At 72.9% G+C, this 13,383-nt stretch carries 13 protein-coding genes; 4 read left to right on the top strand and 9 right to left on the bottom strand.

Annotated features, from left to right (window positions below; all coding sequences use genetic code 11):
* Nucleotides 1–71: 71 nt before the first annotated feature.
* Both ACI78T_RS00715 and ACI78T_RS00710 read left to right on the top strand, forming a co-directional pair.
* Nucleotides 72–527 carry a MarR family winged helix-turn-helix transcriptional regulator gene (locus ACI78T_RS00715; RefSeq protein WP_456556175.1) on the top strand — a complete coding sequence of 152 codons (456 nt, stop codon included), beginning with the start codon at nt 72–74 and terminating at the stop codon, nt 525–527.
* A 96-nt stretch (nt 528–623) separates the two neighbouring features.
* Nucleotides 624–1,052: an OsmC family peroxiredoxin gene (locus tag ACI78T_RS00710; protein WP_456556174.1), complete on the top strand. Its 429-nt coding sequence runs from the start codon at nt 624–626 to the stop codon at nt 1,050–1,052.
* A gap of 58 nt (nt 1,053–1,110) precedes the next feature.
* On the opposite strand, the gene ACI78T_RS00705 is transcribed toward ACI78T_RS00710, so the two are convergent.
* From ACI78T_RS00705 to dnaK, 7 genes are all read right to left on the bottom strand, one after another.
* Nucleotides 1,111–2,733, bottom strand: a complete 1,623-nt coding sequence (locus ACI78T_RS00705) for an MFS transporter (protein WP_456556173.1) — start codon at nt 2,731–2,733, stop codon at nt 1,111–1,113.
* Between the two features lie 35 nt (nt 2,734–2,768).
* Entirely contained in the window at nt 2,769–3,245 is a 477-nt protein-coding gene (locus ACI78T_RS00700) for a MarR family winged helix-turn-helix transcriptional regulator (RefSeq protein WP_456556172.1), read from the bottom strand.
* A gap of 111 nt (nt 3,246–3,356) precedes the next feature.
* Complete coding sequence (locus ACI78T_RS00695) at nt 3,357–3,824, bottom strand: MarR family winged helix-turn-helix transcriptional regulator (RefSeq protein WP_456556171.1); 468 nt, start codon at nt 3,822–3,824, stop codon at nt 3,357–3,359.
* Between the two features lie 5 nt (nt 3,825–3,829).
* Complete coding sequence (locus ACI78T_RS00690; protein ID WP_456556170.1) at nt 3,830–4,267, bottom strand: heat shock protein transcriptional repressor HspR; 438 nt, start codon at nt 4,265–4,267, stop codon at nt 3,830–3,832.
* Nucleotides 4,264–5,457, bottom strand: coding sequence for a molecular chaperone DnaJ (dnaJ, locus tag ACI78T_RS00685; RefSeq protein WP_456556169.1), 1,194 nt, complete (start codon nt 5,455–5,457; stop codon nt 4,264–4,266). The genes ACI78T_RS00690 and dnaJ overlap by 4 nt, the downstream gene beginning before the upstream one ends.
* Nucleotides 5,458–5,485: 28 nt before the next feature.
* The gene (gene grpE, locus ACI78T_RS00680; protein WP_456556168.1) at nt 5,486–6,187 is read right to left on the bottom strand and encodes a nucleotide exchange factor GrpE; all 702 of its coding nucleotides are present in this window, start codon (nt 6,185–6,187) and stop codon (nt 5,486–5,488) included.
* On the bottom strand, nt 6,184–8,046 hold the full coding sequence (gene dnaK, locus ACI78T_RS00675; protein ID WP_456556167.1) for a molecular chaperone DnaK: 1,863 nt from the start codon (nt 8,044–8,046) through the stop codon (nt 6,184–6,186). The genes grpE and dnaK overlap by 4 nt, the downstream gene beginning before the upstream one ends.
* A gap of 290 nt (nt 8,047–8,336) precedes the next feature.
* Between dnaK and ACI78T_RS00670 the strand changes: the two genes are divergently transcribed.
* Entirely contained in the window at nt 8,337–9,332 is a 996-nt protein-coding gene (locus ACI78T_RS00670) for a type IV toxin-antitoxin system AbiEi family antitoxin domain-containing protein (RefSeq protein ID WP_456556166.1), read from the top strand.
* An 84-nt stretch (nt 9,333–9,416) separates the two neighbouring features.
* Here ACI78T_RS00670 and ACI78T_RS00665 read toward each other — a convergent pair whose 3' ends face one another.
* Both ACI78T_RS00665 and ACI78T_RS00660 read right to left on the bottom strand, forming a co-directional pair.
* Complete coding sequence (locus ACI78T_RS00665) at nt 9,417–10,400, bottom strand: HAAS signaling domain-containing protein (RefSeq protein ID WP_456556165.1); 984 nt, start codon at nt 10,398–10,400, stop codon at nt 9,417–9,419.
* Nucleotides 10,397–10,729, bottom strand: coding sequence for a PadR family transcriptional regulator (locus tag ACI78T_RS00660; RefSeq protein WP_456556164.1), 333 nt, complete (start codon nt 10,727–10,729; stop codon nt 10,397–10,399). Before ACI78T_RS00660 ends, ACI78T_RS00665 begins: the two co-directional genes overlap by 4 nt.
* A gap of 315 nt (nt 10,730–11,044) precedes the next feature.
* Here ACI78T_RS00660 and ACI78T_RS00655 point away from each other — a divergent pair, with 315 nt between their 5' ends.
* Complete coding sequence (locus tag ACI78T_RS00655) at nt 11,045–13,345, top strand: heterodisulfide reductase-related iron-sulfur binding cluster (protein WP_456556163.1); 2,301 nt, start codon at nt 11,045–11,047, stop codon at nt 13,343–13,345.
* Nucleotides 13,346–13,383: the final 38 nt, after the last annotated feature.

The raw sequence follows: 13,383 nt of genomic DNA, 5'->3' as shown, positions 1-13,383 counted from the left end.
GCCCCACCCGGCGGGACGAACGCCCTGGGCGGGACCATGGCTTTCGCCGACCGGCGCCCTAGACTCGGGGCATGACCGCTCTGCCGGCACCGAGCGTGGCGCTCGACGACCAGCTGTGCTTCGCGCTGTACGCCGCCTCGCGGGCGGTGACTGCGCGCTACCGCCCGATGCTCGACGCCCTCGGCCTGACCTATCCGCAGTACCTCGTCATGATGCTGCTCTGGGAGACCGACCACCAGACCGTCGGCCAGCTCGGTTCGCGCCTGGCGCTCGACAGCGGCACCCTCTCCCCCCTGCTCAAGCGGCTCACCGCCGCTGGCCTGGTGACCCGGCACCGCCGGGTCGAGGACGAGCGCTCGGTCTCCATCGCGCTGACCGACGAGGGCCGCGCCCTCCGGGACAAGGCGTTCGCGATCTCCGAGGAGATGATCGGCGCGATCGGCTTCAGCACGGGCGAGTTCGACGAGCTGATGCAGCGGCTGCGGCTGCTCACCGAGCGCGTCAACCGCGGCGAAGCCGTCTGCTGAGCCACCTCCGGGCGCGGTAGCACCGGCGATCGGCGGGTAAGGGCTCCGCCGACGCGCCGTCCAGGAGCGGGCGGCGCCCGGTACGGAAGAGGCGACATGCCCACTCGCAGCGCACGCACGGCCTGGAACGGCACCCTGCAGGAGGGCTCCGGTCAGGTCGAGCTCTCGAGTTCGAAGGTCGGCACGTTCGACGTGTCCTTCCCGAAGCGCACCGCCGAGGAGGCGGGGGGCACGACGAGCCCCGAGGAGCTCATCGCGGCGGCCCACTCGGCGTGCTTCTCGATGGCGCTCTCCAGCGAGGTGGCCAAGGCCGGCGGCACGCCCCAGGCCTTCGAGGTCACCGCAGACGTGACCCTGGGCGCCGGCTCCATCACCAAGATCCACCTGACGGTGCGCGGCGAGGTCGAGGGCCTCGACGCGGCCGGCTTCGAGAAGGCCGCCCAGGCGGCCAAGGCCGGCTGCCCCGTGAGCAAGGCGCTGGCCGGGGTCGAGGAGATCACCCTCGACGCCGCACTCGAGTCCTAGACGACCCGGACGACGGAGGCCCGGCCCCCGAGGGGACCGGGCCTCCGTCGCGCGGGGCTCAGGCGGCGGAGACCTCCACCGCCTCGTCACGCAGCCGCTCCTCGCCGCTGCGCGTGCTCAGCGCGATCTCGCGGATCAGCACGATCGCACCCATGGCCACCACCGCGATCACGGCGGAGATCAGGAAGATCCGGCCGGTGGCGTCGCCGTAGGAGACCCGGATCAGCGTCTGGATCGCCGGCGGGGCGTCGGCCAGGTTCGCCAGCCCGACGTCGCCGGAACCGGCGGCCTGCGCGGCGCCGGGGACGCCGGCCAGCCCCTCCCGGATCAGGTCGCCCACGCGCGTGGAGAGGACGGCGCCCAGCACCGAGACGCCGATCGTGCCGCCGAGGCTGCGGAAGAAGGCGACCGCGGAGCTCGCCGCGCCCAGGTCACTGGCCGCGACGGTGTTCTGGACGGCGAGCACCAGGTTCTGCATCGTCATGCCGATGCCGACGCCCAGGACGAACAGGAAGCCGCTGAGCAGCACCATGTCGGTCTCGTGGTCGACGAGCGAGAGCAGGGCGAAGCCGACGACCACCAGGACCGAACCGGCGACCAGGAACCGCTTCCACCGGCCGGTCTTCGTGATGAGGATGCCGGACACCGTGGACGACAGCAGCAGCCCGGCGACCATCGGGATGGTCAGCAGACCGGCCGCCGTCGGGGAGTAGCCGCGGGAGATCTGCAGGTACTGGCCGAGGAAGACCGACGAGCCGAACATCGCGACACCGATCGCGATGCTGGCGACGATCGCCAGCGTCGTCGTCCGGTCGCGGAAGAGCCGCAGCGGGACGATCGGCTCGCGGGCCTTCAGCTCGGTCACGACGAACGCCGCGATCGCGCCGCCGCCGCCGACGAGGAAGAGCGCGGTCTCGGTGGAGGCCCAGGCGAAGCTGCCACCGGCCAGGGTCACCCAGATCAGCAGGGCCGAGACGCCGGCGGTGAGGAAGGCGGCACCCAGGTAGTCGATGTGGACGTCGCGCTTGGTCACCGGCAGGTGCAGGGTGCGCTGCAGCAGGACGAGGGCGACCGCGGCGAACGGGACGCCGACGTAGAAGCACCACCGCCAGCCGAGCCAGCTGGTGTCGACCAGCAGGCCGCCCAGCAGGGGGCCGCCGACGGTCGCCACGGCCATGACGCCGCCCAGCAGGCCGGAGTACCGGCCGCGCTCGCGGGGGCTGATCATCGCCGCCATGGCGATCTGGACCAGCGCCTGCAGGCCGCCGAGGCCCAGGCCCTGGAGCACGCGCCAGGCGATGAGCGTCTCGACCGACTGCGAGAGCCCCGCGAGCATCGAGCCGGCGATGAAGATCGTGATCGACAGCTGGATGAGCAGCTTCTTGCTGAACAGGTCGGCGAGCTTGCCCCAGATGGGCGTCGAGGCCGTCGAGGCCAGGAGCGTCGCGGTGACCACCCAGGTGTACTGGCTCTGCGTGCCGCGGAGGTCGGTGATGATCGTCGGCAGGGCGTTCGAGACGACGGTCGAGGACAGGAACGCCACGAACATCGCCAGGAGCATCCCGGACAGCGCCGAGAGGATCTCCCGGTGCGTCATCTGGCCTTGCTGCTCGGCGCGAGGCGTGTCGGCGCCCGGATCGGGGACGGCGACCCCTTCGGGGCGCTGGACGGTGCTGGTCACGGGAGGTCCTTGCTCTCTGGCGGGTGGGGGAAGGGTCAGCGGGGCGCGGGGACCGCGGGGCGGGCGGATCCGGCGAGGTCGAGGTCGGCCACGAGCCGGTCGAGCAGATCGCTGAGGGTCCGGGCCTCGTCCTCGCCCCAGGTCGCGAGGGCGCCCAGCGCCCACTCCTGGCGCAGGGCGCGGGTCGCGGCGATCGCCTCGACGCCGGCCGGCGTCAGGCTCAGCAGGCTGGCCCGGCCGTCGACCGGGTCAGGACGCCGCTCGACGTACCCGGACCGCTCGAGGACGGCGATCTGGCGGCTGGCGACGGACACGTCGATGCCCGCCGTGCCGGCCAGGGCGCTGCAGCGCTGGGCGCCGTCCCGCTCCAGCGGGAGCAGGAGCGCCCAGCCGAAGGACGGCAGCTCGCCGTAGAGCTGCGCGGCGGCCCGGGAGCTGACGTGCCGCCCGGTCCGGACGAGCTGGGCGACGCTCGACGTCAGCCGATCCCGGGTCTCGGGACTGATGGCCATGGGAAACCTCGGAGGAGATCGAATAGGTGCAGACCGCAACCATACACCTGTTTGGTTGCGGTCTGCAACGATCTGCGCGGAGGTGTGCCCGGATCGCCCTCCGGGGTGAGGTCAGCCCGCGGCGTCGGGCTCGGCGGCCTCGCGTGCCTCGCCCAGCCGGTTCAGCCGCGCGAGGAGCTCGCCGAGCGTCGCGACGTCGGTCGCCGGCCAGTCACCCAGGTCGCTCTCCCAGCGCGCCCGGCGGGCGTCGCGGATGCGGGCGAGCCGGGCCGAGCCCTCGGCCGACGGCGTGAGCACCTGGGCGCGGCCGTCCACCGGGTCCGCGGCGCGGTCCACCAGACCCAGGTCCACCAGCTGCGCCACCTGGCGGCTGACGGTGCTCTTGTCCAGGCCCAGCCGGGTCACCACGTCGCTGGCCCGCAGCGGGCCGGCGTCCTGGAGCAGCGCCAGCAACCCGTAGGCGGCGCCGTCCAGGTCGGGGTGCAGCTCGGCGGCCAGGCGCGCCGAGATGGCCCGCGCCCGGCGCAGCAGCAGACCGATCTCCCGTTCGAGCCGGACGAAGGCCTCGTGCTTGTCCATGCCGGTCACCGCTGGCCCCGCGGCCGCCAGACCACGAGCGCGGCGCTCTGCCGGCTCTGCGGTACCAGGTCGCGGCGGTAGCCGGCGGGCACGGCCGCCTCTGCGGCCATGCGGCGGGCCTCGGAGACGTCCAGCGCCTCCAGCAGCTCGTGCACCCGCGCCTGCAGCGCCTCGACCTGCGACTCGAGGTCGATGATCCGCTTGATGCCCGCCAGGTTGACGCCGTCCTCCTGCGACAACCGCTGGACCTCGCGCAGGAGCGCGACGTCGCGCGGGCTGTAGCGGCGCCCGCCGCCGGGGGTGCGCCCAGGGCTGACCAGGCCCAGCCGGTCGTACTGGCGCAGCGTCTGCGCGTGCATGCCGGCCAGCTCGGCCGCCACGGAGATCACGAAGACGGGCGCGTCGTCCGCGACGGCGCGTCCGGCGTCCTGCGGGCTGCTCACCGGTCACCTCCTGCCTGGACCGCGGCGGTGATCTGCGGGCGCGGGTCCTCGTCCATCTCCTCGGCCAGGTTCTCGATCGCCTTGCGCTGGGCGGGGGTCAGCTTGACCGGCACGGCCACCTCGACGGTGACCAGCAGGTCGCCCGACCGGCCCTTGCCGTGCACGCCGCGCCCGCGCACCCGCAGGGTCCGGCCGCTGGCGGTGCCGGCCGGCACCTTGAGCGAGACCGTGCCGTCCAGGGTCGGCACCGTCACCGTCGTGCCGAGGGCCGCCTCGGCGAAGGTGACCGGCACCGTCAGCGTCAGGTCGTCGCCCTTGCGGCCGAACAGCGGGTGCTCGGCGACGTGGACGACGACGAACAGGTCGCCGGCCGGACCGCCGCGCCGTCCCGGCGCGCCCTTGCCGGCCAGCCGGATGCGCTGCCCGTCCTTGACACCGGCCGGGATGCGCACGGTGATGGTGCGGGTCTGCGTCGTGACGCCGTTGCCGGCGCAGGTGGGGCACGGGTCGTCGACCACCGAGCCGGTACCGCGGCAGTTGCGGCACGGCTCGGAGAAGGCGAACGCGCCCTGGCTGCGGCTGGTCACGCCGGCGCCCTGGCACACCGGGCAGGTGTGCGGCGAGGTCCCCGGCTTGGCGCCGCTGCCGTTGCAGGTCGGGCAGGTGCCGGGGCTCTGCATCCGCAGGGGCACCGTCACGCCGAGCGCCGCCTCCTCGAAGGAGAGCGTCGCCTCGGTCTCGACGTCCTGGCCCCGCGCGGGACCGGACGCCGCCTGGCTCCGGGCGCGGGCGCCACCAGCGGCCCCGCCGAACAGGCCGCCGAGCAGGTCACCCAGCCCGCCGGCACCGCGGCTGGCAGCGCCGCCGGCGGCGCCGAACAGGTCACCGACGTCGAACGGCTGGCCGCCGCCACCGGGGAACCCGCCGGGGAAGCCACCCGGGCGGCCGCCGCTGCCGAACAGCCGCCGGGCCTCGTCGTACTCGGCCCGCCGCTTGGTGTCCGACAGGACGTCGTAGGCCTCGGAGACGTCCTTGAAGCGGGCCTCGGCCTCCGTGTTCCCCGGGTTCTTGTCCGGGTGCAGCTCCTGCGCGAGCTTGCGGTAGGCCTTCTTGATCGCCGTGGCGTCGGCGTCCTTCGGGACGCCCAGCGCGGCGTAGTAGTCCTTCTCGATGAAGTCCCGGGTGCTCATCGGGCGCCCCCTCTCGCGGTGGGTCGGGTCAGTTCGCGGCCGGCTCGTCCGGAGCCGCCTCCGCCGCCGGCTCGGCGGCCGGGGCGGGGGACTCCGGGTCGGTGACGGCGACCATGGCCGTGCGCAGAACGCGGTCGCCGCGGCGGAAACCCTGCCGCAGCACGGTCGTCGCCGTCGGGACGTCGACCTCCGACGACGTGTCGTGGATGACCGCCTCGTGCAGCGACGGGTCGAACGGATCGCCCGCCACACCGAACGAGGTCACCCCGAGCCCGTCGAGCAGACCCAGGACCCGGTCGGCCACGACCTTGAAGGCGCCGGTCAGGTCGCCGTGGTCGCGGGCCCGCTCGATGTCGTCGACGATCGGGAACAGCTGCAGCGCGAAGCGCTCGGCCGCCTGGTCGACGACCAGGGACCGGTCGCGGTCGACCCGCCGCCGGTAGTTGGCGTACTCGGCCGTGACCCGCTGGAGGTCCTCGGTCCGCTCGGCCAGCTGCTTGTCCAGATCACCGGTACCGGCCGCGGGGGACGGTGTGGCCGGGGCCTGGGTCGGCTGCTCGTCGACCGGTGTCTCGTGCTCGCTCATCTGCTCCCCTGGGGCGGCTGGATCGGGTGCGGGGCCGGAGGTGCCGGCCGGCTGTGCGCCGGCCGGCACCCGCACCGCCCCGGTGACCGGGTCGATGCGCCGCTTGTCGTTGATGACGACGCGCGGCTCCTGCGGCTCGCTCATGCCCGCTTGTCGGTGTCCTCGTCGACGATCTCGGCGTCGACGACGTCGTCGTCAGCGGACGGGGCCTGGCCGGCGTCGCCGGTCGGGGCCTCGCCACCGGCAGCACCGGCGGCCTCGGCGTTCTGGGCGTACAGCGCGCCGCCGACCTCCTGGGACACCCGGGCGACCTTCTCCTGGGCGGTCTTGATGGCCTCGATGTCGGAGCCGCCGAGCGCCGAGCGGAGGTCGGTCAGCGCCTCGCCGAGCTCGTCCTTCTTCTCGGCCGGGATCTTGTCGCCGTTCTCGGCCAGGAACTTCTCGGTCTGGTACTGCAGCGACTCCGCCAGGTTGCGGGTCTCCGCCTCCTCGCGGCGCTTCTTGTCCTCCTCGGCGTGCGCCTCGGCGTCCTTCATCATCCGCTCGATGTCGTCCTTCGGGAGCGCCGAGCCGCCGGTGATGGTCATCGACTGCTCCTTGCCCGTGCCGAGGTCCTTGGCGTGGACGTGGACGATGCCGTTGGCGTCGATGTCGAAGGCGACCTCGATCTGCGGGACGCCGCGCGGCGCCGGGGGCAGGCCGGTCAGCTCGAACATGCCGAGCTTCTTGTTGTAGGCCGCCATCTCACGCTCGCCCTGGAAGACCTGGATCTGCACGGACGGCTGGTTGTCGTCGGCCGTCGTGAAGATCTCCGAGCGCTTCGTGGGGATCGTGGTGTTGCGCTCGATGAGCTTGGTCATGATGCCGCCCTTGGTCTCGATGCCCAGGGACAGCGGGGTGACGTCGAGGAGCAGGACGTCCTTGACCTCGCCGCGGAGGACACCGGCCTGCAGCGCGGCACCGATGGCCACGACCTCGTCCGGGTTGACGCCCTTGTTGGGCTCCTTGCCCCCGGTCAGCTCGCGCACCAGGTCGGACACGGCCGGCATGCGGGTCGAGCCACCGACGAGCACGACGTGGTCGATCTGCCCCACGGAGATGCCGGCGTCGCGGATCGCCTGGTTGAACGGCGCGCGGGCGCGGTCGAGCAGGTCCTGCGTCATGCGCTGGAACTCGGCGCGGGTGATCGTGACGTCGAGGTGCAGCGGGCCCTCGGCGCCGGCCGTGATGTACGGCAGGTTGATGTTGGTCGACTGCGCGCCGGACAGCTCGATCTTGGCCTTCTCGGCGGCCTCGCGGAGGCGCTGCATCGCGAGCTTGTCCTTGGACAGGTCGATGCCGTTGGACGCGTTGAACGTCTTCACCAGGTGGTCGACGACCTTCTGGTCCCAGTCGTCACCACCGAGGTGGTTGTCACCGGCGGTCGCCTTGACCTCGATGACGCCGTCCCCGATCTCGAGCAGGGAGACGTCGAATGTGCCACCACCGAGGTCGAAGACGAGGATCGTCTGCTCGGTCTCGCCCTTGTCCAGGCCGTAGGCCAGCGCGGCCGCGGTGGGCTCGTTGACGATGCGCAGGACGTTGAGGCCCGCGATCTCACCGGCCTCCTTGGTGGCCTGGCGCTGCGCGTCCTCGAAGTAGGCCGGGACGGTGATGACGGCGTCGGTGACCGGCTCGCCCAGGTAGGTCTCGGCGTCCCGCTTGAGCTTCTGGAGGATGCGGGCGGAGATCTCCTGCGGCGTGTACTGCTTGCCGTCGATCTCGCCGGTCTTCCAGTCGGTGCCCATGTGGCGCTTGACGGAGCGGATGGTGCGGTCGACGTTGGTGACCGCCTGGTTCTTCGCCGACTGCCCGACGAGGACCTCGCCGTTCTTGGCGAAGGCGACGACGGACGGGGTGGTGCGCGAGCCCTCGGAGTTCGCGATGACCGTCGGCTCGCCGCCCTCCAGGACGGTGACGACGGAGTTGGTGGTGCCGAGGTCGATGCCGACCGCTCGAGCCATGGGGATGGCCTCTCTTCCGTTCGTGTGCGGGGGGTGGTGCCTGATCCGGTAGCCGAGGGACTCCAGACGGCCTTGCGCCGGGTCCGCTCAACTTTCCTGCCCACGATAACGGCAGGGGTGGCGACGGTGTTCCCGGGGGCGGCGGGGATCCCCCGGGCGCCCGCGGTCGACCGCGCGCCGAAGTCCCCGACCTCGGCGTCGACCGCGCTGATGGCTGCCCTACGGCGTGGTCGAGTGCCCCTGTCCACAGGCGCCGGCCGTACGGGCGGACGTTCCCCGAGACTGCGCCGGTGCATCCCCTCCTGCGTGCAGCGGCCGAACGGCAGCTCGGTCTCGTCACGGCGTCGGACGCGGGCCGTGCCGGGATCGGGCGGCCGGAGATCCGCCGGCTCTGCGACAGCGGCGCCTGGCTGCGGCTGCGCCGGGGCGTCTACCGGCCCGGCGGGCGACCCGGCACCCTGGCTCCGGCGGAACGCCACCGGCTGGACTCCCTCGCGGTCCTCCTGGAGCTCGGACGGCCCGATGCGGTGGTGAGCCACGCGTCGGCGGCGAGGCTGCTCGGCCTCCCCGTCCGGCGCGACCTCGACAGGACAGTCCGGCTGACCGATCCGACGGCGTGGCGGCACGGACGCGGTTTCCGCATGAACCGGGCGCCTCTGGCGCCGGGCGACGTCCTGCCGGCACCTCCGCTGCGGCTCACGTCCGCCGCCCGGACGCTGGTCGACTGCGCCCGCGAGTGGGACCTCGACGACGCCGTGGTGGCCATGGACGCGGCTCTGCTCACCGGCCGCACGACGCCCGCCGGGCTGCAGGCGGCCGCGGCCTCGGTGCGCGCGTGGCCCGGCGGCCTCAGCGCCGGTCGCGCCGTGGCGCTCAGCGACGGCCGGGCCGAGTCGCCGCTCGAGACCCGCGGCCGGCTGCGCATGCTGGGTGCAGGGTTGCCCGCCCCCGAGCTCCAGGTGGAGATCCGCAGCGGAGGCCGGCTCGTCGCCGTCGTCGATGCCTGGTACGACGACGCGGCGGTCGCCGTCGAGTTCGACGGCCGCGTCAAGTACAGCGACCCGTGGCGCGGCCGGTCGCCGGAGCAGGTCCTGTGGGAGGAGAAGCGCCGCGAGGACGAACTCCGCGCCCTCGACATCCGCGTCGTCCGCATCGTCGACGGCGACCTGGGTCTGCGGTGGGCGCGACCGGAAGACCGCCTGCGGCACCTCGTCGCGTCGCCGGGCCCCGCGGGGCGCCGCTTCACGGCCGCACCCCGCCCGACGGGACGCCGCCGTGCGGGGTGATCAGCCGCTCCACCTCGTCCCGGGTACCCGGGTCACGCCGTCGACCGCGCGCTCGGGTGACCTACGGCGAGGTCGACCCGCGCCTCAGCCGGCGGCCTGGACCGCGGGGAACACGGGCAGCGGGACCTCCGGCCGCTCCCGCTCGGCCACGCACTGCCCGGGCACCACCGGGACGCCGTGGATGTCGACGTCGAGGCCGAGCAGCTCGTAGCCCTGCGGGAAGGAGTTGGGCACCGGCACGCCGTCGGCGGCCAGCGGCTGGTCGAGCTGGCGGACGCACTGGTCGGCCCACCACTCCTGGAAGCCCACGTGCAGCGGGCGGCCGTCCTGGTCGTAGAGCAGCACGCCGTCCAGCGGGGTCCCGTCGGCGGCGTAGGGCAGGACGTCGGTCACCGGCCCGTACCGCGAGAGCAGCGGGTAGGTCTCGTCGGGCACCGGCGGCCCCGGCGTCCACGCGGCGGCGGACAGGCCGTCCCTGACGTCGCCCCGGAGGTCGAGCGCGGCGCCGGCGGCGACGAGGACGAGCAGCACGCCCGCCGCCACGAGGCCCACCCGCGCCACCGTGGGCAGGGCGCGCCGGCCCAGGAGCACCGACCCCGCCACGGCGGCGACCACGAGCAGCACGCCGAGGAGGTGGCTGTGCAGCGGGGCCGGCACGGGGACGTCCTCCAGCCGGTCGGACCCGAGGAGGCAGGGCACCAGGACGACGAGGTACCCGCGCAGCACCCACCAGGCGGGGCGGAGCTCGACCAGCAGGCGACGCACCTCCCGGGCCGCCGGCGCGACGGCGGAGCGCACAGCGGCCAACCGGTCCCCCGGGCCGTCCCCGCGCGGAGCCGAACCGCCCCGGGGCGGCAGCCCGGCGGCGGCCCGCAGGTCCGCCGCGTACTGCGCGGGCGGGCCGAGGCGCACCTCGACGGGCCGGTCGTCGTCCTCGGCGGTCACCGCGTCGAGGTGCAGGGCCAGGTCCTCCAGCAGCGCGCTGCGGTCCTCGGCCGGCAGGTCGGCCAGCTCGTGCTCGACAGCCGCGAGGTAGTCCTCCGCCTGCCGGGTCACCGTGGTGCTCATGCCGCCACCGCCTGGCCGCCCAGGAGCCCGTCGACGGTGTCGGCGAACGTCCGCCACGTCGTGGTCGAGTCCTCCAGCACCGAGCGCCCCCTGTCGTTGATCGCGTAGTACTTCCGGTGCGGCCCCTCGTCGCTCGGGACGACGTACGAGGTCAGGGCACCGGCCGAGTAGAGGCGGCGGAGCGTGCCGTAGACCGACGCGTCGCCCACCTCTTCCAGCCCCGCTGCCCGCAGCCGGCGCACCACGTCGTAGCCGTAGCCGTCCGCGTCGCGGACGACGGCGAGCACCGCGACGTCGAGCACGCCCTTGAGCAGCTGGCTGGCGTCCACGCGCTGCACCTCCACCCGTCCTCGGCCACTGCGGCGCGACGGACGGTAGTGCACGATGCGCAGTAGCGCGGGTGGGCGGCGACCGGCGTGTCGGTGCCGAGCGCGGCGCTCCTGGTTACCGGCGAGTAGCCTCGGGCCGCGCCAGCTATCGTGCGGGGCAGTGCGGGCAGCAGTGGCCCGCATGCGATCCCCGCCCCGGCCCCGGCCGGTGCGGACGACGGCTCGCGCAGCACCACGTACCGACACAGGTGCCCCCGTCCCCGCCTGGCGGACGGGAGTCGGCCGACGCCCTCGTGGCGTGGCGGGAGGAAGAGAATGACGGGCCCGTTGCAGATCGTCCTGGGCACGATCAGCGTGCTGTTCCTGATCGTCGCCTCGGTGATGGCGTACCGGGCGGTGCGAGCGATGGTGCGCATCATCCGCACCGGCCAGCCCGACGGCACCCGCTTCGGGCCGGTGAAGAACCGCCTGAAGGTGCTGGCCGTCGAGTCGCTGGGCCACACCCGGATGCTCAAGTGGTCGGCCATCGGCGCCGCCCACTGGTTCGTCTTCGTGGGCTTCTACGGCCTGTTCCTCACGCTGGTCGAGGCCTTCGGCGAGGTGTGGAACCCGGCGTTCCACCTGCCGATCATCGGCGAGTTCTTCCTGTGGAACCTGTTCGCCGACATCATCGGCGCGGGCACGATCCTCGGGATCATCTACCTGATCTACCGGCGCCAGAAGGACCACCCGCGCCGGCAGGGCCGGAAGAGCCGCTTCGCGGGCTCCAACGAGGGCCGCGGCTACTTCGTCGAGTTCGTCGTCATCACCGTCGGCGTCTGCATCCTGCTGATCCGCGCGCTCAAGGTGTCCAGCGACCTGACCGAGGCGCCCGCGTGGTCGCACCCGCTCTCCGGCGCCCTGGCGACGGTGCTGCCGGACAGCCCCGACCTGCTGTCGGTCGTCGCGTTCGTGAAGATCGTCGTCTCGCTCGTCTGGCTGGTGGTCATCAGCCGGATCCTGAACATGGGCGTCGCGTGGCACCGGTTCAGCGCGTTCTTCAACATCTACTTCAAGCGCAACGACGACGGCAGCGTCGCGCTGGGCCCGCTGCAGCCGATGACCTCCGGCGGCAAGCCCATCGACTTCGAGGACCCGGGCGAGGACGACGTCTTCGGTCGCGGCAAGATCGAGGACTTCACCTGGAAGGGGATGCTGGACTTCACCACCTGCACGGAGTGCGGTCGGTGCCAGAGCCAGTGCCCCGCCTGGAACACGGGCAAGCCGCTCAGCCCGAAGATGGTGATCATGGATCTTCGCGATCACCTCTACGCGAAGGCTCCCTACCTCCTCGGTGAGAAGACGGCGTCGGAGACTGCGCCGGACTACGACGTCCTCAAGCCCAGCGACGAGCAGGTCTGGGCCAGCGGCTACGCCCGCATCGAGGGCACCAACGACGCCCAGGCGCACCGCCCGCTGGTCGGCACGCTCGAGGAGGGCGGGGTCATCGACCCCGACGTCCTGTGGAGCTGCACCAACTGCGGTGCCTGCGTCGAGCAGTGCCCGGTCGACATCGAGCACGTCGACCACATCGAGGACATGCGCCGCTACCAGGTGCTGATCGAGTCGAACTTCCCGTCGGAAGCCGGCGTGATGCTGCGCAACATCGAGAACCGCGGCAACCCGTGGGGCATGCAGCCCAGCGTCCGCAACGACTGGATCAAGGAGCTCGACTTCGAGGTCACCGTCGCCGACGGGCCCCTCGACTACGACATCGAGTACCTGTTCTGGGTCGGCTGCGCCGGCGCCATCGACGACCGCGCCAAGAAGGTCACCAAGGCCGTCGCCGAGCTGCTGAACATCGCCGGCGTCGAGTTCGCCGTCCTGGGTGACGGCGAGAGCTGCTCGGGCGACCCCGCCCGCCGCCTGGGCAACGAGTTCGTCTTCCAGATGCAGGCGATGCAGAACATCGAGGTCCTCGACGGCGTCTTCGAGGGCCGGGTGCCCGGCATGCGCAAGATCGTCACCACCTGCCCGCACTGCTTCAACTCGCTGGGCCGGGAGTACCCGCAGGCCGGTGGCCACTACGAGGTCGTACACCACACGCAGCTGCTCAGCCAGCTCGTGGAGGAGGGCCGGCTGACCCCGGTCACGCCGGTCGACCGCAAGGTCACCTACCACGACCCGTGCTTCCTGGGCCGGCACAACAAGGTCTACACGCCCCCGCGCGAGATCCTCGAGTCCGTCCAGGGCCTCTCCACCCAGGAGATGCACCGCTGCAAGGACCGCGGCTTCTGCTGCGGCGCCGGCGGCGCGCGCATGTGGATGGAGGAGAAGATCGGCAAGCGCATCAACGTGGAGCGCACCGAGGAGGCCCTCGAGCTCGACCCCGACGTGATCTCCACGGCGTGCCCGTTCTGCATCACGATGCTCAGCGACGCCCTCACGTCGAAGAAGCAGAACGGCGAGGCGGCCGAGCACGTCGAGGTCCTCGACGTCAGCCAGATCCTGCTGCGCTCGATGACGCCGGTCGGCGTGGGCGCCCAGGGCGCCGCGTCCGGTCCGGACGTCGGCACCTCGCCGGAGGCCGACCCGGTCGGCGAGGGCTCGGCGGCCACCGAGCACGGCCAAGCCTGAGGAACCACGACGGCGCCCGTCCCCACCAGGGGGCGGGC

Source organism: Blastococcus sp. SYSU D00922 (assembly GCF_054050495.1).
This window is presented reverse-complemented; position numbering and strand designations above follow the sequence as displayed.